This window comes from Rossellomorea sp. YZS02, assembly GCF_033963925.1.
Taxonomy (GTDB): domain Bacteria; phylum Bacillota; class Bacilli; order Bacillales; family Bacillaceae_B; genus Rossellomorea.
Genome location: NZ_JAXBLY010000023.1, coordinates 46,814 through 71,191, shown reverse-complemented (window position 1 = coordinate 71,191; position 24,378 = coordinate 46,814). Strand labels below are relative to the sequence as shown.

Sequence of the window (24,378 nt, the reverse complement as noted above, 5' to 3'; positions counted from 1 at the left end):
GAGTTAGATTTTTATCAAATCACTCGTTCGGATTTTTCTTTATCTGAAACCCTTTTGTCCCAGCCTCTTTTTCTTTTTTTCTTGTGTTTTTGTTTGTTTTTGTGTCACTTCAAAAATCTTGGCTGCATTGACATCTCCAAATTCCTGGCCAAATTCTTCACGAAAGGACTGTTTTTTTTCTTTCATCAGCCTCTTCCCTTTTTACCTTTTGATGAATTTCTGTTTTTTCCTTTTGCCGGGTCTTCTCCCTGGGTGAATTCAGCCGAAAATTCAGTTTCTTGCTTATTTTTAAGCGGGGTTTGATTGTTTTTTTCTGCTGCATTGTATTGTGCTTTTCTCTTCATAATGACTCATCTCCTTTGCTGACCTTATTTTTCCCTTCGGCTCCTTTTCCATTCTTCTAATAATAGGCATTTCAGGCAAAGCAATGATCTTAGAGGCTTATAGAAAATCTTGAATAAAACAAATGTTTAACCGAAAACTAAGCAAAAAGGCAGAATGAGGATCTGACATGATATTACTTTTCTTATTGGCATACGCTTTGATTGGTTGGAAATTTGGCAATTGGAAGGATTTCTATCATTATTACCCCACGTTATTGTTTTTCATTATCGGGGACTTACTTTCACAATTTCTTTTATATGACTATTCGATGTGGGAATTCCGTCCGGTTACTCCCTTCGGTAACTTCCTTCATCTAAATCATACACTGGTTTCATTGAGTAAAATGATGATTCAATATACAGTGACTATCTCCATCTTTATCGGAAGACTCCCCTCCAGCTTTCCTGGGAAGATTGGGTGGATATTTTTATGGACGAGTATCTATGGGCTTACTGAAGGTATTTCCTACTTTTTTGGAATGATGACGTATCATCACGGATGGGGTTTGAGTTGGGATATCCTCTTTAATCTTATGATGTTCACAGTACTGATCGTCCATCATAAAAATCCAATCTTAGGTTGGGTCATTTCTTTTCCCATCATCATATTCCTCCTCCTCTACTTCGACGTACCTTATTCTGCATTGAAATAAACAGCATCCTCTCGTCTCACACTATGTACTATTCATTTGCAGTAAAAAAAACGATGCTCCAATGAGCATCGTTTTCAAAAGGTTATCCAATAATGACCCGTTCTTTTGGATAATGATATTTTGCTGTCTTTTCTTTTCCTCCTATCATAAAGAGGAATGAAAGGATTCCCACTCGACCGATAAACATTAATGCGATAATGACACATTTTCCAACAGACGATAGTTCTGAAGTAATGCCCATGGAAAGTCCCGTCGTTCCAAACGCAGAGGCAACCTCAAAGACAATTTCCATAATAGAATGATCCTCTGTGAAGGTGAGGATGATGACAGATAGAAAGCAGATGAAAATGGCCATCATCGTCACTACAAGGGATTTAATGACATCCTGCTGGTGAATTTCCCTCTTGAATATTTTGATTGTTTGATTCCCTTTGGCAAAATGGAATAAAAATAAAATATTCAGTGCAAAAGTCGTCGTTCTGATTCCACCACCGACGGAGCTGGGTGAAGCCCCTATAAACATAAGTGCGCTCATGACCAACAAGGTAGGAGATGAAAACTCGGCGACGTTCATCGTAGCGAGTCCCCCATTCCTCGTTGTGGCTGATTGGAAGAAGGCATAAAAGAAGGACTCATGCCACTCCATGCCATTAAAAAAGCGATTATATTCAAAGATGAATATGACTAATGTTCCAAATACCATCAATCCAAAAAAAGTAACGGTAGTGATCTTTGAATATAATGAAAAGTGATGTCTGTTTCGCTTTTTGCTCATAAGATAATCCTTCGTCTCAATCAGAACGGGAAATCCAATAGCACCAAGCGTTAGTAATATGATGTTAATGAACTGAACAAAATAGTCATTGGCATAAGGAATGAGTGACTGACCTGTAATATCAAATCCAGCATTTGTCGTTGCGCTCACGGATGCAAATAGTCCCTGAAGAAAGGCTTCCTGCCACGTCGGGTAGTAGCCAAAGAAATAGACGCCTAAAATAAATGCCCCTACGATTTCAATAAAGATGATCAAAAGTAATATTTGCTTTAACAGACTAACTAGACCTGCCAGGCTCGTCTGGTTCTGGTCGGTCATGATCAAACGGCGTTCTTTCAAGCCTATCTTCTTCCCGACAATCAACCAGAAGAACGTTCCGAGAGTCATGATGCCTATTCCACCAAATTGAAGAACAAACATTAGAATGAAGATACCTGTCGTATTAAATGTATCAACGGTACTCACAACGGTTAATCCCGTCACACTCACAGCACTGACAGCTGTGAAAATTGCATCTAAAAAACTCCACTCAGCCCCGGATTTATGTGCTATGGGAAGGCTGAGCAGGATCGTGGCAATCGTCACGGCAAGAAAATAATAAGTAACGATGACTTGTGCAGGAGTTAATTTATTTAAATTATATCTAAGCTTATACCACATATATGTATTTCCCTTTCAACTTTATTTCCTTTTCTATCTTAAAGAATATAGCAGAAGATTGAAAGGAAAAATGGATAATTTCTTTTATGTTTATTCTTCCTTTAATAAAAACCTCTTAAACAAATTAGAATCATAATCCTTTATTTTAATACAAACAATGCAATTTCGGCGAAATATTACCATTCATGTTCGACTTGGTTAATACCAATAATAGTACTACTGAAACATTCATTGTTTCAAATTTATCAGTAAGGAGGAAAACGACCATGGCTAGAAGTTCAAATAAATTACTCGTTCCTGGTGTTGAACAATACCTTGATCAAGTGAAATATGAAATCGCTCAGGAGTTTGGTGTGACTCTAGGATCAGATACTGTTGCACGATCTAATGGATCCGTCGGGGGAGAAATCACTAAGCGTCTTGTAAAGCAAGCTCAGTCTCAACTGACTGGACAACAAACTAAATAATATGGCATATGGGTAGCTGGTGTTTACCGGCTACCCTTTAATTCGTCAAAAATAAAGACCCATTCCATGAATGAGTCTCTTCCATTAATCTTTTTTGTCTTCTTTTCGATCCCAATGGTCATCTTTCTTTTCTTCTTTGCTGTTATGATGGCCATCATTCTTATCGTAATCCTGATTTCTGTTTCTAACATCTCTATGGTCATTGCCTGATTGGCCATTTCCTCTGTACCATTTGTCACTATGAGAAGAATTACTATGTTCTGGATGATCCGGTTTTTCTTTCTCCTCATTCTTTTCCAGGCGAGGATTTTCACGTTTGTACTGATCATCAGGTCTACCATCGGCCTTATTGTTGTTATATTTCTCTTCTTTTATAGAAGGATTCGCCTTTTTGTTCTTCTCTTTGGGCTTCTCTTCTTCATGAACCGTGTCTGGCTTCTTATTTTCTTCCTTGATCACGGCTTTCTCTTTTTCCGGTTCGATCCCATAATCGTTATTTTTTTGTTCCTTTTCACGAATGAGGGAACCAGCAGTCATTCCTTTTTCCGATGCTTCTTCCCTAAATTGTTGAGACGTTTCTTTCACGATGATGTTAGAGCGATGATCCGAACTGTAATCCTGAACAAACTCATTAAGTTCATCGAGTAATTCATTTTCCTTTTTGTGATCGGTATCATCAATGAAGGAAGAAGTGATGATGACATTTTGATTTTCCTTTAAATACCCTAATCTTTCACTTAACTGAAAGATCATTTTAGTCACTTTACCAACATCTTTATCTTCCCATTTACTCATCTTCTTTAGTAGAATTTTCGCATCATCATTGAATGGCTTGATTTCTATGACCTTTTGTTCTTTATTCAATGTTAATTCCATACTGGGATTGATATCGACAGAAACATAGGCGTAAGCCCGATCGTCCTGTAACACAGCACTTGAAAACAGGGCAATGATGAAGACCAGGGCCGTAATCAATGAAGTCGAAATTCTCCAATTCCATTTAAGAAATGGCTTGGTGTTTGTCGATTCTTTATGTACCGGAAAGAATGGGATTTCTTCCCCTATTGAGTACTGTTGGTCGGGATGCTTTCTTCCATTCAAAAATTCCCCTTCTGGTGTCATCATAACCAGGATATCCTGTTTGATTTCCATAATGATCCCTTTTTTCATATCTCTAACCGCCCTTTTAAATAATCCCGTAAATATACATAATCCCCCATAAGGATAAGAGAAATGGCTATAATATATTTCCTGTTTCTCTCAATGGTCTTTCTGCTTACGTTTACCTGCTTCTCTAATTTTTTTATTGGTAACCGTTTTTTTTCTATAAGATAATCCACTATTTCTTGTGAACTCACTACCGTATTGGCAATTTTAATGGCATTCAGTCTCGCGTCTTCATGTTTTGGGGAATGCTCGACAAGCTCGTGAAAGGACAACTTGTAGTGAGACAGTTGTTCCTGGAATGACAAAATTTCTTCACGTCTCTTGTTTGCTTCCTCCTGTTTTGTAAATTCATCTACAGAAACAATTTGATCGATAGTCAAATTGGCAACTTCATCACCGTCATCAACCAGACTCATATCAATGCTTATATCCTGAAACTTCCCATTTTTTCTGATATAATCAATTACTTTTCGTTTGACGATGACTTCAGAAAAACTGATGAGAGAGGATCCTCGCTCATGATTATACTTCAAGATAGCGTCATGAAAGGCAATCAGACCGATACTGAATTCATCATCACTTTCGTAAATGTACCTTTTACAGACGGAAGAAACCGTTTTTTTAATAAAGGGCTTATAGTCTTCAAGAATTGCATTTAATAATTGTTCATCACCATTTTGTATTCTAACCGCCATTTCTTCAAGCGATTGCTTTTTCTTTTGTTTAGCGAGTAGAAATAGTAATACATTTAACATCAGCCTCACCCCATCCTGCACACTATTATACTCATAAGATATTGAATGTAAAAGGAGAATAGGGAGAAAAGGGTTGTATGACAACCCTTTTCTGACTGATGTTCAGACAACGTTCAGCCTCTACCGTGTGATCCTGGAATATTATTCTTTATGGTGACCCTTACCGTGTTCTTTACCTTTTTCTCCGTGCTGGCGGTTCTCATCTGATTTTGAATGATGTTTCTTTTCTTCATTTTTCTTTTTATTGTATTCCTTTGCTTCTTCTTTCTCTTGTTTACGTGCTTCTTTTGCTTCTTGCTTTATCTCTTTATGTTGATTTTTCCATTCGCTTTTTGCTTCTTTTTTCTCTACACGTGGATTAACTGTTACTGGTGCAGCCTTTTCTTCTTTTACTTCTACCTCAGTAGTCTCATCAACTGACTCTTTTGCATCAGCCTCAACTGCTTCATTGTTTTCCACTGTTGTTTCTTCTATATTTAGCTCATCTTCTGCTTCAGTTTTTTCTTCTGCCTCAGCTTTTCTAGCTGCTTTTTCTTCAATTTTTGCGAGCTTTTCAGCTAATTTCATATAGCTCTTTTCTATATTTTTCTGAAGAGCCGCTTTTGCTTTAGGGTTTTTTACTTTTTCTAAGTTCGCCTTAAGAGACAGGATGTTTTGAGCCATCATTTCTTCCATTTCACTCATGTCATCTGAATTCTCTTCAGTTTTTTCTTCTATATCAGTATCATCGGCTTTTTCTTCTTCTATTACAGAATCTTCATCAGTAGCGTCGTCTTCTTCTACCACGGTTTCATCAGAATCAGCTTCTTCTTTGTCTTCTACTGTTGAATCCTCTTCACTTTCATCATCCGACCACTGATCTTCAGATTGTTCAATCATTTCGATAGCGTTATTTAAGGCATCGATGGCTTCTTCTTGTTTGCCATCTTTAAAGAGCGCTTCGACTTCTGCCAATCTTTCTGATGCATATTCAGCTAACAACTTAGCTTCTTTTGCGTCATCCATTGTAAAAGCAAGCTGAATTTTCTCAATGGCTACCTTTGCAAAATAGAAAAAGTCACCAGGAAGCAGGGAAGGAGTCTCTGTAGATTCCTTCAGATTTTCGATTTCCTTTTTGGCCGAATTTAGCATGGCATCGTCGTTCACTGCCACCGTTTCATTTGTTGTACCTTGTTCTAATTTGATGGAATCAAAGTTTTCGTCATTGGAATTTGCAAACGCTAATGAACTTGGAAAGCTGATAGAACTTGCTACAAGTACTGCTAAGGATGATTTCATGATTTTTGATTGTTTCTTCATATGTAACACCTCTGGACTGTTTTTTGATTTGGCCGATCGATCGCCTTATTAAAGGAGTTACGTATGAAGATTTTTTTTTGAGGGGGTTTTATCCAAATAAAAATTAAGAAGGGTCTGAATGAAGCACTTACTTAATGCATAAATCTGCCATCGAATCCCGTGATGAAAGGGGTATCGCCTTAAAGAATATGGTTTTATAAAAAAAGCTAACAGAGAAACTCTCTGTTAGCTTTAAACATATTTATTCAGCTTTCGCTTTTGCTTCAGTTCCTGCTTCTGTTTGTTTTGCTTTTTTCCTGGATAATAAATAGCCTCCGACAGAAAGCAGGATCAATACGCTCCAGAATACAAGCTTCCACGCTTTGGATTCAGGGAAATGGTGATCCAGAATCGCCACATCAGGATGTGCAAGTGTAAACACCGCTAGCTTCACTCCAACCCAGCCAACAATCAGAAAGGCAGCTGATTCTAAAGTAGGGTATTTCTCCAATAATTTAACAAACCAAGTCGCAGCAAAACGCATGATGACTAATCCGATGATACCACCGAGGAACATGACAATAAACTGCCCTCCGTCAATCCCACCCACATCAAACCATCCTGTTGGTTGAAGTGTTACGGCTAAAGCTACGGCAGCTAGCATTGAGTCCACAGCAAACGCGATATCTGCAAGCTCCACTTTCAGTACAGTAGTCCAGAAGCCTGAACCTTTCGCAGGCTCTGCCTCCACATCCCCAGTGTCTTTTCTCTTCTTAATGAAATGATGGATGGCCACGTAAAATAAGTAAATAGCCCCAATTGCCTGAACCTGCCACACATTGACTAAGAATGAAATGAGAAATAGTGCAGCGAACCGGAATACAAATGCCCCCAAAAGCCCATAGAATAGCGCTTTTTTTCTTTGTTCCACCGGCAAATGTTTGACCATGACAGCCATTACAACCGCGTTATCTGCAGCTAAAATCCCTTCCAGACCTACCAATATCAGCAGGACCCAGCCATATTCCAACAACATCGAAGCATCCATACATATAGTCCCTCCTATTACATAGTTAGCTTTCCAATAGGCAAGGAATTTTATAAAATAAAAAGACCCTTGCCTAAATAAGGCAAAGGTCTTGCTTAGCATAAAAATATGCCAACAAAGCCGATGGCATACACCATGAATTGACGACTTTGTTTAGGTATGAACCTATAGCTACTCCCCTTTGACAGGTAGAAAACGTTATTTATATACGCTTATTGTACCTCATAACCGGGACTTCGTAAAGATATAAGATTTAATGAAATCGAATTAGGATGGACCGTATTAAAAGCCCGATCAGTATACCTGGAATGACAAACAATATAGGTAAAAAGATCGGTCCGATAAATTTACCCAATATGTACACTTTGGGGGAATACATCAAACCCACAGTCACCATATAGGCTGACATAACAAAAGGCAAAAAACTGTACCTCGACTTCGAGCCTTCAGCAAGCTTATATGCATCCCACATAGCAAACATGTATAGACAAGGGTAGAACATCAGCCATTGATAATCAATGACACTTGCAGCCTTATGTGTCTCCCCTAAAAAGCTGTACATAATCCCTAAATTAAAATTGCTTTGGACATTGATGATGATCTCAAGAATGACAAATAATGCGCCCTTAAACCACAGACCGACAAGCAATTGAGGAAAACCCGGCAGAGCGATACTCCATAGAATTCCTTCTAATTTCGTTATAGATGACTTCATGTGCACCCCATGCAAGAAAATAAATGGTGACGGACGTCCCTATTCATGCGCTTTATGAGGTAGCTGTGTATGTAACGGTCTGTGTATCGCTTCAGGGAAATGGCCATCTTGAGATTCCTCCTATTGATGCTTCTCCTATTATTTTTACCATATCTCTCCCAATTATTACGTTGTTTGCACGTTTGTAAGAATCTGTCCCTATTAATCAATCTTCACATGCAGCTTTTCATCTAAGGAATGTTGGAGGTAAAAGGCCACCATGTGCTCGATTTGACTGGAAAGGGTCGGACAGTGAATCGATGTGCCTTTTAAATCTTCTTGTGCCATTTGACAATTGAATCTTCCCTGTAGAGTGAAATAATCCAATGCTTCTCGTTCAACTCTCAAATAGCGGCGAATCAAACGAAAACGGAGTGCCCAATAGGGGAGTGATAAAGGGATTTTTCCGACTGGTTTCTTTTTTAGCATGTGCCATAATATCTTTTCATACACTTCCTTGACGGTCAGAGGCTCAGGATCGGTGATATGATACGTCTTTCCAATCCCAACCTCTTCGTGACCCAGATGAACGGATGCCCTCACGACGTACTCAACAGGAACGATATTAATAAAAGAAGATCCTTCACCCAAATAGGGGATCCACGGGAGAAAGGATAATTGTTTAAACATGTTCATGATAAAGTAGGGGCCATCGAATTTTATTGTTTCTCCCGTCTCTGTATGTCCTTTTACAATACCGGGGCGAATGATGGTGACCGGGAGTATTCCCTTTAAACCTTCCACAAGAACTTCTGCTTCAAATTTTGTTCTTTCGTAGAAGTTATGAAAGCGGTCAGGTCGAATCAATTCACTTTCCAATACTTCTCCTTTGCGGGAACCGGCTATAAAAGCGGTGGAAAAATACACATATCTCTTTAACCCGTTAATGGTTTGACAGAATTCATTCACATGTCGTGTACCTTCTACATTCACATTCTGTGCCAGGTCCATAGGGACGGCAAGATCATATATGGCAGCTAAATGCCAAACAAACTCCACTTCATCCCTGATCTTATGGATGTCTTCCACAGACAAATCAAGGTTCGGTGCGGTAATATCCCCTTCGACAAGGATTAACTCAGCCTCTGACAAGGACTCCAGTTTCCAAATGGAATCCTCCGCCTGTTTTCTCATTGAGCCAAGGTGAAGAAAGAATATCTTTGATGCTTTATTCTGTCTCAGTAACTCCTCTACAATATTCAGACTTAAGAAACCAGGAAATCCAGTGATAAAATACACGCCTCTATTCATTTCTACTCTCTCCCTTCAATAAAAAAAGAGTCAACCCTCCTTCTGAAGCACCTCTTCTAAAGAGAAGAATACTTAGCATTCGGGTTAACTCTCGTTGTGTTTTTTATTCTTATGGCTTCTTCATTCTTCTTGTTTCTTTATCAAAGAAGCTGTATACAATCGGTATGACATATATGGTTAATAATGTTGAGCTGATTAATCCCCCAATGACCGCGATTCCCATTGGTTGATTGATTTCCGTACCTTCCCCTATACCCAAGGCGAGAGGCAATAAGCCGAGAATCGTGGTTAAGGCTGTCATGAAGATAGGTCTTGCCCGGTCCTGAACCGCTTCGACGATGCTGTCAAAGCTACTGGCACCGGCTTCTTTCCGTTGATTGATGTAATCGACAATGACGATTGCATTATTGACAACAATCCCAGCAAGGACAATCACCCCTATGATTGCCGAAATGCTAGTTTGTGTAATGCTAAGGGCGATCGCTACTCCAATGACCATAAGAGGAACGGTGAACATAATGACAAACGGATATTTAAATGATTCGAATTGTGCCGCCATGACCATATACACAAGCACAATGGCTAACCCAAGGGCAAGGACCATGTCGTCAATCGAATCCTCAAGAAGCTCACGGTCCCCACTGAAGGAAACGAGTGTTTCATCTGGAAGGTCCAAGGATTCTATTTTGTTATCGACTGCCTTTGAAATGCTCCCAAGATTGGTTCCTGATGTATACTTCAGGGTAAATTGAACGGCATGCTGCTGGTCGATTCTCTGGATGCTGACAGGACCATCTTCAATGGAAAAGTCGACGACGGAATTTAACTGAATGTACTTTCCCTGACCATTCGGAATGAGGAGTTTCTTCAAAGAATCAAGATTTTCGGTAATATTCCGGTCGTACTGAACAAGTACATTAATGACATCAGAATTTCCAGTAACCATTTGAGTAGTCAGCACGCCACGGGTTACATCCTGGACAAGATTCCCTATTTGTGCAGGTGCCAACCCTTGCTCAAGAGCCTTTTCCCTATTCACTTTCATTTGAACCTCTTTTACAGTCTCCATTTGATCTGTCGAAACTTCTGATACATCCTTCATGTCTTTCAATGAAGTGAATAAAGTATCGACTGATTTATCCAATCGCAATTGATCCGTATCCCTCAAATTAAACGTAAGGGTTTGAGGACTTGATCCGGAAGTGGACTGTAGATTAAAAGAAACCTCAGCAGATTGATTTACCTTTTGCGCAGCTTGTTCCACTTCAGGCTTCGCTTCATCTGCAAAGCTAAAAATCGAACGGTCCCTCTCATTCAAAGGTTTCATTTTCACATAAATTTCTGCAATATTCCCTTTGGCACTTCCTCTGAATGATTCTTCCTGTGTTGTTCCGACAAGACTTACGAATACATCGACATCCTTTTCCTTCTCCAATTTGTCCTCAATTGCTTTTACAACTTTATTTGTCTCATCAATAGATGCTCCATTTTCTAATTCGACCCTCATGTTGAAGAAACCTTCATCTGTAGGTGGTAAAAATTGAGTTCCCACCGTTGTAAGGCCGAGGCCCCCTGCTACTAAGGTAATAAGGGTGATGAATAACACGATGAATCGATGACGAAGTGCCCATTTGACTGAACGGGCGAAATTCTTCCTGCTCTTGGAACGTCTTCGCTTCGCTTCCATATTCCCTTTAGGCTTTTTCAAAAGTCTGCTTGCGAGCATCGGGATAACCGTCAATGCCACAATGAGGGATGCCAATAAGCTGAATGAAATCGTCAGGGCAAATTCTGTGAATAATTCACCGAGCAGACCGGATATGAAGACAACCGGAAGGAAGACAGCAACCGTCGTCAGTGTTGATGCTGTGATGGCACCCCCCACTTCTTTTGCCCCGATACTGGCAGCTTCCCTTGGACTTTTCCCAAGAGATAAATGGCGGTAGATATTTTCAATAACGACAATCGCATTATCCACGAGCATCCCTATGCCGAGAGCCAATGCCCCCAAAGTCATTATATTCAATGCGAAATCAGCAAAGAACATGAGAACAAATGTAACGATGACAGAGTAAGGTATCGCAACCCCGATGATAAGAGGGCTTTTTACATTTTTAAGAAACAGAAAGAGAACGAGCATGGCAAAGGCTCCGCCAATTAAGAGGGAATTGGCAATATTTCCAATCGCTTGAGTAATGTAATCGCCTTGATCGAACAAGACATCGGCTTTTATTGATTGATATTGATCCTGTTCCAGGAGACGATTCAGCTCCTTTTGAAACGCTTTAGAAACAGAAGCTGTGTTTGCATCTGATTGTTGCAAAACACTGAACAGGATGGCCGGCTCTTCATTAGCCCGGGTGATCGTATTGGTATTCTGTTGCTTTTTCTCCACGGTTGCGACATCTGCAAGTGTGATCTTTTTACCTGATTGAGGATTCACCTGAAGGACCAAATTCTTTAATTCTTCAACGGACTGAAGCTTGCTAACAACTCTTGTGGTCAGGGTTTGTCCATTTGTGTCTATCGTATCACCTGGAGCAGTTACATTATTTGCCCGGATGGTATTGACTACATCTCCCTGACTTAACCGGTTATCCTTTAAAGACTGCTGATTTAATTCAATGACCACTTCATCTTGTAATGAACCTGATACGTTTACATTGGCGACACCTTCGACTCGTGTCAGCTCCAGTTTCAAGTTTTCTGATAGCGCTTTTAGATTATCGCCCTTCCCTTCTTCCCGCAATGAGAACTGAATGATCGGGAATTGGGCAGGATCAAATTTTAAAAACCTGGGATTTTCTGCTCCATCAGGAAGTGGGGTTTGGTCCAATCTTTGCAGGACATCATTTTCAATGTCGTCAATCGATGTCGACCATGAAAATTCAAGAAGAATGAAGTTTGAGCCTTCCCTTGAAGTCGATTGGATATTTTTCATCCCAGGCAGGGTAGACAAACTTTCTTCCAGGGGCTTCGTTACCTTTTCCATCACTTCCTGTGGGCCTGCTCCCGGATAATTGGTCACCACGACCCCTACGGGTGGATTCAGGTCTGGTATGAGTTTCAATGGTATCCTAAGGAGTGAGACCCCTCCCAAAATAAGGATAAGCAGCATCGTGACAATAGTAAAAACAGGACGACGTATGGAAAAATCACTAATCTTCAATGAAATGCTCCCCTTTCTATATCTATATCGTTCTCTTCGTTTTGTTTTTGGAAGCAGTTACTGTTAACTATAGTCTCTTCAGGAAGATCCTTCAATATTAAAGCGTCTGAGGAATAAAATACACGATTATTTTATTGTAATAAATAATTCCATCCTATCTGAGTACACTATTTTTTATACTGTAACGTAAGGAGCATTAAAATGGCGAACTGGGTTCCCTTTGTTTTCCTTAGTCTTTTCAGCATTTTCGCATTATGTATGATAGTGGTTAAAAACCGTCGTATATCTGCTAAAATCATTCTGTTCTGGCTTTTCATCTCCGGATTGGCATATGTATTCGAATATATTATTTTTGTCCTATTCAATAGCTATACGTATCATCCCCATATATTATCGAATAATTACAATGACAGCGTATTGGGATCAATCAGCTCTCAAGCATTTTCAGTTCCGGTTGCCATTACGTATATTGTTTTGTATCGGTCGACTATAAGTAGAATCGCCATCATCATCGGCGTATTTTTCGTGATTGAAACCTGGTTTATATACACAAATTTATATGAGCATCATTGGTGGGAATCGTATTATACTTCATTCTTCCTCATCATTTCTGTCATACTGGCCAAAACATGGTGGAAGTTTCTTGAATACCGCTCCAATCATTATATTCAATTTATAACGTTATTCTTTGCCCTCTCAACCGTCACGCTTTCGTTAGCCTGGATTCTTTCTTCCCTTTTGAAGCTCTATATGATTCCGATGAATCATTTTTCTGACCCTGTCAGAGATTTGATTGCAGGCAATGCCATATATATCTGGTTTACCACCTACTTTTATTGCCTGGTGATATTTTTCAGACCGGGAGATTGGAAATCCATTTTTTGGAGCGTCCTCTTTCTCTTTATGATCGAGTCCTTTATGGTTCAAGAGGGTAGATTACTCCTTGAAAGTTACTGGATGATATTTATACTTCCTCTTTTTCATTTGACTATGATGAGTTTGGGGAGCCATTATTATAAGCAATATTTTGACACGTATATCGAATTGCAGAGAAAAGGACTGTCCTTTAAGTGAATCGACCTTCTTCATTAGAAGTAATTGATTCACAAGGACAGTCCTTTTCGGTTTATGTTTATTAATTGGATATGACAGGGTTACGGTCGGTTCGTTCTTTTTCAATCGTCCAACCTGTGAATCCATATAGGATGGTTATGACAGGCGAGATGAGGCAGAAGACAGCAAACGGTAAATAATCAAGTGTTGAAACACCCAATACATCTGTCAGGAAAATACCACACACACTCCATGGAACGAGAGGATTCACAACTGTACCTGCATCCTCCAACGTGCGGGATAAGGTCTTTGGATGGAGTCCCAACTTCTTGTATTGAGACTGAAATGCTTCACCTGTCAGTAAGATGGATAAGTACTGCTCCCCCACTACAAGATTGATACCGATAGCAGATAGTGCAGTTGAAAGAATCGTTCTTCTCCCCGATTGTATGATGGCAGATACCTTATCCAAAAGTGACGGAATGATTCCGAGTTTAAACAATAATCCTCCAAGGCTGAGAGATAATATAACGAGTGAGATGGTAAACATCATGCTGTTCACTCCCCCTCTTGTTAACAGGGAGTCAACGGATTCCACCCCAGTCTTGGAGGTGTAGCCTGAGAACAACACCTGGAAGAGTTCACTTACCTTTAATGCCCCGTGAAAAGAAGATAATAAGACAGAGACGGCTATTGAAATTGCAAGAGTCAATAACGCCGGAGTTTTGTATATGATCAGTACCACCAGCAACAGAACTGGGATCAGACTATACAAATGAATCAGGTTCGTTTGCTTTAACCCTTCCTGGAGAGCATTCAGCTGTTCGAAATCCACCTGTCCATCCCCGGGTGATAAGACCGCAAAGACAATCAGTGTAATGAAGAAGGCGGGAACCGTTGTCCATGCCATATTCCGGATATGGGTAAAGAGATCCACTTTGACGATGGACGAAGCAAGATTTGTAGTATCAGACAATGGAGACATTTTATCTCCGAAAAACGCCCCGGAAACAATCGCTCCGGCTGTGATGGCCATAGATAATCCCATAGCTTCACCAATACCGATCAACGCAACACCGATGGTCGCGGCTGTAGTAAGTGAACTCCCAATCACTATCCCGCTTAAAGATGTAAGCAAGAAGGCAATAGCATAAAAATAATGCGGTGTTACAAATTCAAATCCATAAAACATTAAGGTGGGAATGGTTCCACTGATCAGCCAGCTGCTTACCAGGAGTCCTATAAAGAAAAATAATAAAATGGCACCCAATCCCCCCTGTGCACCGGCGATCATTCCTTGCTCGATCTCCTTGAATTTCACTTTGCGGAGAAGACCATAAACCATTAAAAAGAAGAGAGAAAGGATGATGGGGATGTGTGGGACCGACCCAACACCTATGATACTTACACTAATGATTCCGAGTACTGCCAGTAATACAGCGGACGCTTCAGGAACAGAAGGTTTATGAACGCTTTTAATGTTTAACATTGTAACACTTCCTTATCTAGATGTATTTGTATTGTTCGAATGGATGAAGGAATACAAAAAGAACCCTCCATCCCCCGATAGGGACGAAGAGTTCTCCGCGTTACCACCCTAATTGAAATAAACGAAAAAGCCCTGGTCAACCATACTTTTCCATTTATCCCCACTTCATAAAGGTTGTCTTTTTTATAAACACCATGGAGTGTTTAGGAACAATGTAATTCAGAATTAAGCCGGCCTGGACTTCCACCTGACGTCCAGTCTCTGATTGCTGTCCAACTGATTCCTACTGCGTTGTTCAAGACAAATATGTGATTGTAACGTTAAGAGAAATTTTCGATTCTTTCTCTCTTGAACGCTTTTAAGCTTTTATGCACTAAAGTATTTTATAGTAGTATATTATCACGTTCTTATGATTTGTCAAGGAAATGCTTTAAATTCCCCTAAAAAATACACCCCACCCGATTTATGGGCGAGGCTTGTACAGCTTAAACGAATTGGGACTCAGCAAATGGCATCAGCGCTTCTTCGGTTGGTTTCCCAATGAAATACCCTTGTGCATAGTGCATACCGATATCTTTACAAAAGAGCAGTTCTTCTCTTCTTTCTATTCCTTCTGCAAGGACGAGAATGTCTAATTCCCCTGCAATCTTCATCACTTTCCGTAGAAATTCCTGATTTTGTTCAACCTGGTCACAGTGATCGATAAATGATCGGTCAATCTTTACATAATCCGGTTTAAGCAATGTTAACATTTCGACTGTTGCAAAACCTGAACCCACGTCATCAAGAGCCACTTTCATACCTTCTCGTTTATATACGTCAAGAACAGAACGCAAATGATTTACATCATCAATCTTTTCAGTTTCAACTACTTCAAATACAAGGTCTTTGGGGTTCACACCGCATTCATTCACAATCTTGAAGGTATGTCGCAAACAGAATTCAGGGTTATATATGGTCGAAGGGAGAAAGTTGATGAAACTCTTCGTCCCTGGTTCGATTTGACCTTGTCTGCACTCGATTGCTGATTTCCTTGCTTTCTGATCCAACATGGAATGAAAGCCGGTTAGAGATGCGACTTCAAATAACTCGGCTGGATTGATCCTGTCTATGCCATTATCTGCACGTAAGAGAGATTCATATCCATACAAACTGAAATCATCAAGAGCAATGATGGGCTGAAGATGACTCTTGAACTCACCCTGTTGTATGACGTTTACCATCTTTCTATGTTTAATCAAATGAAGGAACTTCCTTGCAGGGAGGAACGCTCCATGCTGCCTTGAACAATTTATACTGCAGCTCCATCCATCACTAGTCATCAATGATTCTATGCTTGAGAGTCTCCCGTAAAGTTCATTCAGGTCGTCGTATTGAAATGCATATGTGTTTGGTCCCGCCTTTTGAAAGTTTCCAGTCAACGGAACTGGATGGGGTCGTTCATTATGTAAGAAAAAGAATCCTTTCTCATGATATTCCATCTGTACTCCACAGCTTTTGCAAGCATACTCCATTTACATCACTCTTCCTTTCAATCAAACTGCATAAAATACCCATACCCACATACTAATTCTTTTAACCCAAAAAACGCCAGGAATATCCCTTTATTTTAGGAAAAAATAACTTGATATTTGTAAAAATATGTATAGTATCGGTTCATTAACGTAAGTGAGAAGGAATCCAGTTATAATCAAAAGCACCCCTCCTGGAACAGAGGGGTGCCTTCACTCATTTACATTAAGCTGTATAATCGAATATCAGGGTTTTTATCATTGAACCATCTCATGGCAAAATCATTTTCAAACAAGAAAACCAAATTGTCATGACGATCTTTTACCAACATGCTGCGGGAGCTGGACATGGATTCCTTGACATCTTCTTCATTTTCAATCCATCTGGCAATTTTAGATCCGATTGGCTCCATTTTCACATCAACATTGTACTCATTTTTCATTCTGTGCTCAAATACTTCAAATTGCAGTTGTCCAACTGCTCCAAGGATGATATCTTCTGTGCGGGTCTTATAGTATTGAATCGCACCTTCTTGAACGAGTTGAAGAATCCCTTTTTGGAAGTGTTTCTGCTTCATTACGTTCTTTGCAGTTACACGGACAAAGAGTTCCGGTGTAAACTGAGGCAGTTTTTCATATTGAAATCCCTGCTTCCCTTGGACGAGTGTATCACCGATTTGATACGTACCCGTGTCATAAACCCCTATGATGTCCCCACTGACTGCTTCATTTACTGTACTGCGGTCATCTGCAAGAAACTGAGTGGATTGAGCAAGCTTTATGGACTTTCCTGTTCGGGAAAGGTTAACTGTCATTCCTCTCTCGAATTGACCTGAACAAATCCGTACAAATGCAATTCGATCGCGGTGAGCTGGATTCATATTGGCTTGAATTTTAAATACAAAGCCCGAGAAATCTTCTGCCGTCGGCTCAATTTCACCTGCGTCAGAATTTCTTGGCTGGGGAGAAGGTGCAAATTCCAAATAGGTTTCAAGGAATGTTTGTACCCCAAAGTTGGTTAATGCACTCCCGAAAAACACGGGAGATAGCTCCCCATTTGCAATCCTTTCACGTGAAAATTGATTACCCGCTTCATTCAGAAGTAATACATCTTCCAGTGTTTGATGATAAAGATTGCTATCTTTAAGCGAATGCTCTCCTTCTATTTCGCCTTCTTCATTTAAAGGAATAAATCGATCGTCTTCTTCCACACGGAATTTTTCGATTCGGTTATGGAAGCGGTCATAAATCCCTAAAAACTCCTTACCCATACCAATCGGCCAGTTCATCGGATAAGATTGAATTCCTAATACTTCTTCAAGCTCTTCCAATAATTCCAACGGCTCCCGCCCTTGGCGGTCAAGCTTGTTGATAAAGGTGAAGATTGGAATGCCTCTCATTCGGCAAACCTTGAAGAGTTTAAGCGTCTGGGCTTCGATCCCTTTTGCTGAGTCAATAATCATAACAGCGCTGTCTACAGCCATTAATGTTCTGTAAGTATCTTCAGAAAAGTCCTGATGACCAGGAGTATCCAGGATATTTACACGATAATCATTATAATCGAATGCCATAACAGAAGAAGTAACCGAAATCCCCCTCTGCTTTTCGATTTCCATCCAGTCAGATGTAGCGAACTTTCCTGATTTCTTTCCTTTAACTGTTCCAGCTGCACGAATCGCTCCTCCGAATAGAAGAAGCTGCTCTGTTAAAGTTGTTTTCCCGGCATCCGGGTGGGAAATGATGGCGAAAGTCCGTCTCGACTGAACTTCCTGTATAAAGTCTATTTTCATTCATAAAATCCTTTCTCGTCATTCTCACTTTCTCATCATATTCGTTCTAAAGTAACAATGCAACAAAGAATCAGTGCCATGCTAAGGCTGAATCTTTTCTAAAGGCTGTTTTCGAAAACATTGTTGTTCATGCATGTGGCGAGTAGTGGTTGTTTACAGCGAGAGGTGCTTGCTTTCCTCAGGGATGCGCAGTGAGCCTTCTTCTACATCTCAGCTGTCCATTGAAGGATACGGGAACTTAGGATCTCGGCTGTCTCAGGTGCGATCCTTTCCTTTAAAGATTGCATTAATTTCGTTTGCATATGTTCCTCTTCATATGTAAATGAATAAGACCATTGGATATCTGGAACAGCAATGACGAAAAACTCTTCTTTCTTATTTTCATAAATAAATACTTTTTGTTCCATTCCTTCCAAAAAATTTTTTCTGATCTTCATTTTTGTATCCCCTTTCATGAAAACGCTGTATTTGCGCATACTAACGACACTGTTGTCCGTACAACTTTCGACAAATCTTGCATTTGTAGGTTGTCAGACGTCTGAAAGAATTGTAAAATAAAAAACCGAAAGCATCAAGTTTCAATCATACTTATCGAAGAGGTGAAAGAAGTGCAATATTTATGGGGTATCATGGGAATCATTGTCGTAATGGGAATTGCTTTTGCATTTTCTAAGAACAAGAAGCGGGTTAATGTCAGAACAGTCCTTGGTGGGCTTGCCATACAGTTATTTTTCGCTTTTATCGTATTAAAGACGTCTTGGGGACAGGGCGCCCTTAAAGGTTTGACCGAAGTGGTGAATGCCATCATCAATTATTCCAACGAGGGTATCACATTCCTGTTTGGTGGACTTTACACTGAAGAATCTAACATAGCGTTCATTTTTGCATTTAATGTACTTCCAGTCGTTATTTTCTTCTCAGCTTTAATTTCAGTCCTTTATTATCTTAAAATCATGCAATTCTTCATCAAGATTCTAGGTGGAGGTTTGTCAAAACTATTGGGTACCAGGAAAGCGGAATCATTGTCTGCCGCTGCCAATATCTTTGTTGGACAAACGGAAGCGCCTTTAGTTGTAAGACCTTTCTTATCGAAGATGACTGAATCAGAACTCTTCGCCGTCATGACGGGAGGATTGGCATCTGTCGCGGGTTCAGTCCTTGTTGGATATTCTCTGTTAGGAGTTCCCTTGGAATACTTGCTTGCTGCAAGTTTCATGGCTGCTCCTGCTGGTCTCGTAATGGCCAAGTTATTTGTTCCTGAAACAGATGATTCTCCTGAACCTGAAGAGTTTGAAATGGAAGCGGATTCGGAATCCGCCAATGTGATTGATGCTGCTGCAAACGGTGCAAGTGTCGGGCTGCAATTAGCTTTAAACATCGGTGCGATGCTTCTTGCATTCATTGCGTTAGTTGCGTTGATTAATGGATTACTTGGATTGGTTGGTGGATGGTTTGGATTTGACAGCCTTTCACTTCAGCTTATTCTTGGTTACGTATTTGCACCACTTGCCTTCGCAATCGGAGTACCATGGCATGAAGCGGTTACAGCAGGAAACTTCATTGGGCAAAAACTTGTCATTAATGAATTTGTAGCTTATTCAGCTTTCGCTCCGGAGATCGGGAACCTATCCGATAAAACAGTTGCGATTATTTCATTTGCATTATGCGGCTTCGCCAATCTTTCCTCACTTGGGATTTTACTTGGCGGACTTGGTAATCTTGCACCGAACCGCAGAGGAGATATTGCCCGCTTGGGATTAAGAGCAGTCGCAGCAGGTGCACTTGCTTCATTATTAAGTGCTGCCATTGCAGGAATGTTCATATAATATCTCTTCATCAAAAAAGAAGCGTGCCGTTAACGGCACGCTTCTTTTTCATTTTGGATTTCATTTTCAGGTATGAATAATTTGTCATTTGTCAGACAAGTCCTGCACTTACCTGATTTCTTGGCTACATAGAGCCTTTGATCTGCAAGAGCAATCAATTTCTCGGGTTCAGCGGTTTCAGAAGATTGAGCATGACCAAAGCTCATGGAGATAGGGAGTGGCTCCAACTCCTTTAACCGATCGTATAATACGTATAGAAACCTTTCAAGGATACTGTCTTCCATGTACGGCAATATAAATACGAATTCCTCTCCACCATACCTGAATGCCTGACCATTATAAGTTTCGGCGTGAATACGGAAAACGTCACCTGCCTTACGAATGAGATCATCACCTGTTAAATGACCATACTCATCATTCACTTTCTTAAAATCATCTATATCACCAATCAGTAAGTTGAAGCATTGATTTTGTTCCAGCCTGCTTCTGAACCTCTCCTGAAACGAACGGTGATTTAATAAACCTGATAAGTAATCTTTATGGGCGAGATGATGATAGGCCTCTTTCTGAACATGCTGGGCACGCTCCCTCAGCATGATCAATGCACCGAATAATCCAATGATCCAAAGAAAAAACAGATTGAATGTCAATGTGAAATATTCGTGAAATTCCGTGATGTCAACAGTCACTAATCCCATCGCAATGTAAGCTGTGCTAAATGCTGCAAGTGAAATCAGCGCCCCCTTTGTTCTCCAATAAATCGTCGCGTGCATCACGAATAATATGGAAATCGGATAAAGCGGACTATGAATCCCTTCTGATAAGAACATCAGCCAGATCAGTGCCAGATAATCGAAAACGATACCCGCTTTCAGAATCAATTTCAGACTGCGCTTGTCCTCCCTTGCCCGTATCAAGGCTATTTGAGTCACCAGCATATACAATACTCCGGATACCAACAGATAAGGGAAGACCGTCTTATTGGTGGAGATATTTTCTGAAAAAGGAGGAACGTAAAATAATAGGGTGGCAATCAAGACGAACAACCACCTTAAAGTTGAAAACAATTTTTCAGTTTCATAATCATTCAAGTATAATGAAAATTTCATTAGCGTCATTCTTTCATCATTTAATAGATAGTTTAAATTTACCAAAGATTGTGAATTTCGTCTATCGTTATCAAAAAAAGACAGACCGCTTTTTAGTGGTCTGTCTCCCATCACGTTATTCAGTTATCCCGTACTTCATCTTGCTCTCTTCTATGGCGATTTGTTTATCGCTATGAGGATACTTTGTATTTTCGATGATTTGATAATCCTCATGTCCTTTTCCTGCAAAGATGATGATATCTCCAGGTTCACTCACTTCGATTGCATGCTTAACTGCTTCTGCACGATCACCTATGAGGGCATATTGTTCATGCTGCATCCCTTTTTCAAGATCATTCAGGATGCTGTCGTATTCTTCATATCGTGGGTCATCTGTCGTTAAGATGACGTAGTCCGCCAACGATGCTTTTTCTGCCATGGTCGGTCTCTTTGACTTGTCTCGGTTTCCTCCGGTACCTACAAGAAAGATGATTTTTTTCTCCTTAAACGGGAGCACTGATTGTATGGCATTCTCGATGGCATCAGGAGTATGGGCGTAATCGATATAAACAGATAACGGCGCCTTCATCTCTACCTTCTCCATCCGACCATTTACAGGAGGAAGATCACGGACAATCTCTACGAGCCTGGATATTTCCATTCCCCTTGCATAAAGGCAAGCGATGGCCGTCAATACATTATACACATTGAATTTTCCTAAAAGTTTCATTTCCACATCGAAGCTTCCTTCGGGAGAAGTTAATGTGAACCTGGTTAAATCATTGAAGTATTCGACATTGACAGCTCTGAAGTCTGCGTTTTCTTCCAATCCGTAGCTGATGACTTCATGTGGTGTCATATAGCTGTAGCGATGATACCATTCATCATCTGCATTCAGCACGACATACTTTGGATTTTGAAGGTCCTGACCCAATTGGGAGAATAAAAGACCTTTTGCGTAACCATAATGCTCCATCGTTCCATGATAATCCAGATGATCATGACTCAGATTTGTGAAGGCAACCACATCAAAGTCGATCCCCCATAATCTTCCAAGAGCCAAGCCATGAGAGGATACCTCAAGTGTGAAGTTATCTATTCCCCTGTCTAACGCACTTTGCATCATCTGCTGATTTGTTAAATTGTCGCATGTCGTGTTTTCACTTGGAAGCATCTCCCCATCAAGATTAAAACCGATGGTGCCTGATAATGCTGAGCGTTGATTTGAGCTTTTCAGGATGGAGTGGATCAAATTGCTGACCGTAGTCTTCCCGTTGGTCCCTGTCACTCCGAACACAGTGAGTTTTTGTGATGGATAATTATAGAATTTATTCGATAATTGAGCAAGCGCCTTGAATGTATCCTTCACTACGACTAATGCCGCTTTTTCTAAATCGATATCCAGTTGTTTTTCCGCCACTATCAAAGTGGCCCCTTTTTCAACGGCCATTGCTGCAAAGTCATGCCCATCCACTGTGTATCCTCTAGTGCAGACAAACATGGTGCCGTCAGTCACTTTTCTTGAGTCAACGTGAATATCGCTGATGGCAGAAGGGAGTTCACCGTAGATCGTTTTTAATTTCATGCTTTCTAACAGATTATATGTAATCATTCTTATACCTCATTTAGTTAGATTGTTTCTTTATTTTATCTTATCATCTTAGCTTTGATAAGAGAAATACCTCCTAAACTAAGAACTAAATTTTCTCACACAAATGTCACCTTACCCAAGATTTGCGCGATTGAAACCAAAAAAGCCCCCCATCACCCATAGTACGGATGACGGAAGACTCCTTGTTCATTCAATGACCATCTTAGATTGCACATAATGCCAAAGTAATGTTTCAGTGTGAAGGATCGAAGACTCATGTGTCCGTTCATAGGCATGAGATGCGTCGATTCCCGCACCTATCAAACCATGGACAATATCAAAACCTGCGCGGATCGCCGCTGAAGCATCTGAACCGTAATAAGGATAAATATCGACCTTATAGTCGATGGCATTCTCTTCTGCCAGTGAAATTAGATGCTTGCGAAGTCCGTAGTGATATGGTCCGCTTGAATCTTTCGCGCATATGGAGACCGAGTATTCATCCGTACTTTGCCCGTCGCCGATTGCCCCCATATCGACAGCCAAATACTCAATCGTTTCATCAGGAATATTCGAATTCCCTCCATAACCGATTTCCTCATTGTTCGAAATCAAGAAATGCGTCGTATATGGAAGCGTCACGCCTTCAGATTGAATGTGGCGTATCAATTGTAAGAGCATCCCTACACTCGCTTTATCATCCAGATGACGGGATTTAATAAATCCGCTGTCTGTAATTTCAGCACGGGGGTCGAATGATACGAAATCCCCCACTTCAATGCCAAGTTCCCTCACCTCTTTGGCATTACGCACTTTTTCATCAATCCGTACTTCTATATTTGTTTCGTCTCGTTTCGCTTCGCCTGCATTTTTGTAAACGTGAACGGATGTTTGATGCATGAGAATGGTTCCACTGAATGTTTTTCCTGAAGAAGTTTCAATCTGGCAGTACTCCCCTTCCACAGCATTCCATCTGTAACCACCGATCATGGATAAGCGTAACCGGCCATCGTTCTTTATTTCCTTGACCATGGCACCGAGTGCATCTACGTGCGCAGTTAGCATGCGGTGTCTTTCTGTATCTTCGCCAGGTAATGTGATGATAAGGGCACCCTTCCTATTCCTTCTCATCTCTAAATGTAAATCTGACAGATATTCCTCGACAAAACTCATGATTTTATTCGTATTACCTGAAGGACTTGGAATTTCCACAAGTTCCTTTATCAATTGAATGGTTTTCTTCGTATCAGGATATGTATTCATTTAACTCCCCCCCCTTCCGTTATTATATCGTCTTTAGTCAGATAACTACAAATCTTCTTCACCGAATATTCCAGCGGATGTTCCTGGTTTTATTCAAGTTCCTTTCAAATCTCTTCCGTTTTCCCTCATGAAAAGGATGCAGAAATCCACACTCATCACAACTGAGGAAAACGACATTCCCCCCCAGCTTCTGTCCTTTTGGATACATCACGTGTTCACTTCCATATTCCTCCCTCATAAATAACTCATTTTCCGTTAACGATGAGTGGCCACAATATAAACATCCTTTAAACACATTTTTCACCGCCCCTTTTTGTACATGCCTATGAAAAGAACGGGAATACTATGAGAGGATTTGTAAAAAAGTTCTGCTCCCTTTTCTACCGAAACGAATCACAATGATTAAA

Annotated in this window: 21 protein-coding genes and 1 riboswitch; of the genes, 4 read left to right on the top strand and 17 right to left on the bottom strand. The window is 40.4% G+C overall.

Going from position 1 to position 24,378, the window contains the following annotated elements; translation table 11 throughout:
* Positions 1 to 39 precede the first annotated feature (39 nt).
* Together SLH55_RS19960 and SLH55_RS19955 are read right to left on the bottom strand one after the other, a co-directional pair.
* Positions 40 to 186: a hypothetical protein gene (locus SLH55_RS19960; RefSeq protein WP_320324322.1), complete on the bottom strand. Its 147-nt coding sequence runs from the start codon at positions 184 to 186 to the stop codon at positions 40 to 42.
* The gene (locus tag SLH55_RS19955; RefSeq protein ID WP_219169272.1) at positions 186 to 344 is read right to left on the bottom strand and encodes a hypothetical protein; all 159 of its coding nucleotides are present in this window, start codon (positions 342 to 344) and stop codon (positions 186 to 188) included. Before SLH55_RS19955 ends, SLH55_RS19960 begins: the two co-directional genes overlap by 1 nt.
* A 167-nt stretch (positions 345 to 511) precedes the next feature.
* Between SLH55_RS19955 and SLH55_RS19950 the strand changes: the two genes are divergently transcribed.
* Positions 512 to 1,036: a hypothetical protein gene (locus SLH55_RS19950; protein ID WP_219169274.1), complete on the top strand. Its 525-nt coding sequence runs from the start codon at positions 512 to 514 to the stop codon at positions 1,034 to 1,036.
* Positions 1,037 to 1,118: 82 nt separating this feature from the next.
* On the opposite strand, the gene SLH55_RS19945 is transcribed toward SLH55_RS19950, so the two are convergent.
* On the bottom strand, positions 1,119 to 2,471 hold the full coding sequence (locus SLH55_RS19945; RefSeq protein WP_219169276.1) for a TrkH family potassium uptake protein: 1,353 nt from the start codon (positions 2,469 to 2,471) through the stop codon (positions 1,119 to 1,121).
* A 266-nt stretch (positions 2,472 to 2,737) separates the two neighbouring features.
* On the opposite strand from SLH55_RS19945, the gene SLH55_RS19940 reads away from it, so the two are divergent.
* Positions 2,738 to 2,938, top strand: a complete 201-nt coding sequence (locus tag SLH55_RS19940; RefSeq protein WP_034763616.1) for an alpha/beta-type small acid-soluble spore protein — start codon at positions 2,738 to 2,740, stop codon at positions 2,936 to 2,938.
* Between the two features lie 84 nt (positions 2,939 to 3,022).
* On the opposite strand, the gene SLH55_RS19935 is transcribed toward SLH55_RS19940, so the two are convergent.
* The 7 genes from SLH55_RS19935 to SLH55_RS19905 all read right to left on the bottom strand — a co-directional run bounded on the left by SLH55_RS19935 (position 3,023) and on the right by SLH55_RS19905 (position 12,360).
* Positions 3,023 to 4,108, bottom strand: a complete 1,086-nt coding sequence (locus SLH55_RS19935) for an anti-sigma factor domain-containing protein (protein ID WP_219169278.1) — start codon at positions 4,106 to 4,108, stop codon at positions 3,023 to 3,025.
* Positions 4,105 to 4,860, bottom strand: a complete 756-nt coding sequence (sigI, locus tag SLH55_RS19930; RefSeq protein WP_219169280.1) for an RNA polymerase sigma factor SigI — start codon at positions 4,858 to 4,860, stop codon at positions 4,105 to 4,107. Before sigI ends, SLH55_RS19935 begins: the two co-directional genes overlap by 4 nt.
* Before the next feature lie 141 nt (positions 4,861 to 5,001).
* On the bottom strand, positions 5,002 to 6,159 hold the full coding sequence (locus SLH55_RS19925) for a DUF5667 domain-containing protein (RefSeq protein ID WP_219169282.1): 1,158 nt from the start codon (positions 6,157 to 6,159) through the stop codon (positions 5,002 to 5,004).
* A 241-nt stretch (positions 6,160 to 6,400) separates the two neighbouring features.
* The gene (locus tag SLH55_RS19920) at positions 6,401 to 7,186 is read right to left on the bottom strand and encodes a TerC family protein (RefSeq protein WP_219169284.1); all 786 of its coding nucleotides are present in this window, start codon (positions 7,184 to 7,186) and stop codon (positions 6,401 to 6,403) included.
* Between the two features lie 97 nt (positions 7,187 to 7,283).
* Positions 7,284 to 7,378, bottom strand: a riboswitch (yybP-ykoY riboswitch).
* A gap of 61 nt (positions 7,379 to 7,439) precedes the next feature.
* Positions 7,440 to 7,901 (bottom strand): hypothetical protein, encoded by a 462-nt coding sequence (locus tag SLH55_RS19915; protein ID WP_320324321.1) that lies wholly within the window; start codon positions 7,899 to 7,901, stop codon positions 7,440 to 7,442.
* Positions 7,902 to 8,102: 201 nt separating this feature from the next.
* Positions 8,103 to 9,191, bottom strand: a complete 1,089-nt coding sequence (locus tag SLH55_RS19910; protein ID WP_320324320.1) for an SDR family oxidoreductase — start codon at positions 9,189 to 9,191, stop codon at positions 8,103 to 8,105.
* Between the two features lie 109 nt (positions 9,192 to 9,300).
* Positions 9,301 to 12,360 (bottom strand): efflux RND transporter permease subunit, encoded by a 3,060-nt coding sequence (locus tag SLH55_RS19905; RefSeq protein WP_320324319.1) that lies wholly within the window; start codon positions 12,358 to 12,360, stop codon positions 9,301 to 9,303.
* 201 nt (positions 12,361 to 12,561) lie between these two features.
* Here SLH55_RS19905 and SLH55_RS19900 point away from each other — a divergent pair, with 201 nt between their 5' ends.
* The gene (locus SLH55_RS19900; protein ID WP_219169292.1) at positions 12,562 to 13,434 is read left to right on the top strand and encodes a hypothetical protein; all 873 of its coding nucleotides are present in this window, start codon (positions 12,562 to 12,564) and stop codon (positions 13,432 to 13,434) included.
* Between the two features lie 61 nt (positions 13,435 to 13,495).
* Here the strand turns inward: SLH55_RS19900 and nhaC are convergent, their stop codons facing one another.
* From nhaC to SLH55_RS19880, 4 genes are all read right to left on the bottom strand, one after another.
* A complete protein-coding gene (gene nhaC, locus SLH55_RS19895) occupies positions 13,496 to 14,902 on the bottom strand; it encodes a Na+/H+ antiporter NhaC (RefSeq protein ID WP_219169294.1) in 1,407 nt (468 codons plus the stop codon).
* A 485-nt stretch (positions 14,903 to 15,387) separates the two neighbouring features.
* A complete protein-coding gene (locus SLH55_RS19890) occupies positions 15,388 to 16,383 on the bottom strand; it encodes an EAL domain-containing protein (RefSeq protein WP_320324318.1) in 996 nt (331 codons plus the stop codon).
* A gap of 251 nt (positions 16,384 to 16,634) precedes the next feature.
* Positions 16,635 to 18,203 (bottom strand): peptide chain release factor 3, encoded by a 1,569-nt coding sequence (locus SLH55_RS19885; protein ID WP_219169298.1) that lies wholly within the window; start codon positions 18,201 to 18,203, stop codon positions 16,635 to 16,637.
* Positions 18,204 to 18,406: 203 nt separating this feature from the next.
* On the bottom strand, positions 18,407 to 18,640 hold the full coding sequence (locus tag SLH55_RS19880) for a YueH family protein (RefSeq protein ID WP_219169300.1): 234 nt from the start codon (positions 18,638 to 18,640) through the stop codon (positions 18,407 to 18,409).
* A 171-nt stretch (positions 18,641 to 18,811) separates the two neighbouring features.
* Here SLH55_RS19880 and SLH55_RS19875 point away from each other — a divergent pair, with 171 nt between their 5' ends.
* Positions 18,812 to 20,029 (top strand): NupC/NupG family nucleoside CNT transporter, encoded by a 1,218-nt coding sequence (locus SLH55_RS19875; RefSeq protein ID WP_219169302.1) that lies wholly within the window; start codon positions 18,812 to 18,814, stop codon positions 20,027 to 20,029.
* A 29-nt stretch (positions 20,030 to 20,058) separates the two neighbouring features.
* On the opposite strand, the gene SLH55_RS19870 is transcribed toward SLH55_RS19875, so the two are convergent.
* From SLH55_RS19870 to SLH55_RS19860, 3 genes are all read right to left on the bottom strand, one after another.
* A complete protein-coding gene (locus SLH55_RS19870) occupies positions 20,059 to 21,138 on the bottom strand; it encodes a GGDEF domain-containing protein (RefSeq protein WP_320324317.1) in 1,080 nt (359 codons plus the stop codon).
* 115 nt (positions 21,139 to 21,253) lie between these two features.
* Positions 21,254 to 22,729, bottom strand: coding sequence for a UDP-N-acetylmuramoyl-L-alanyl-D-glutamate--2,6-diaminopimelate ligase (locus tag SLH55_RS19865; RefSeq protein ID WP_320324316.1), 1,476 nt, complete (start codon positions 22,727 to 22,729; stop codon positions 21,254 to 21,256).
* 186 nt (positions 22,730 to 22,915) lie between these two features.
* On the bottom strand, positions 22,916 to 23,971 hold the full coding sequence (locus tag SLH55_RS19860) for a M42 family metallopeptidase (protein ID WP_320324315.1): 1,056 nt from the start codon (positions 23,969 to 23,971) through the stop codon (positions 22,916 to 22,918).
* Positions 23,972 to 24,378 lie beyond the last annotated feature (407 nt).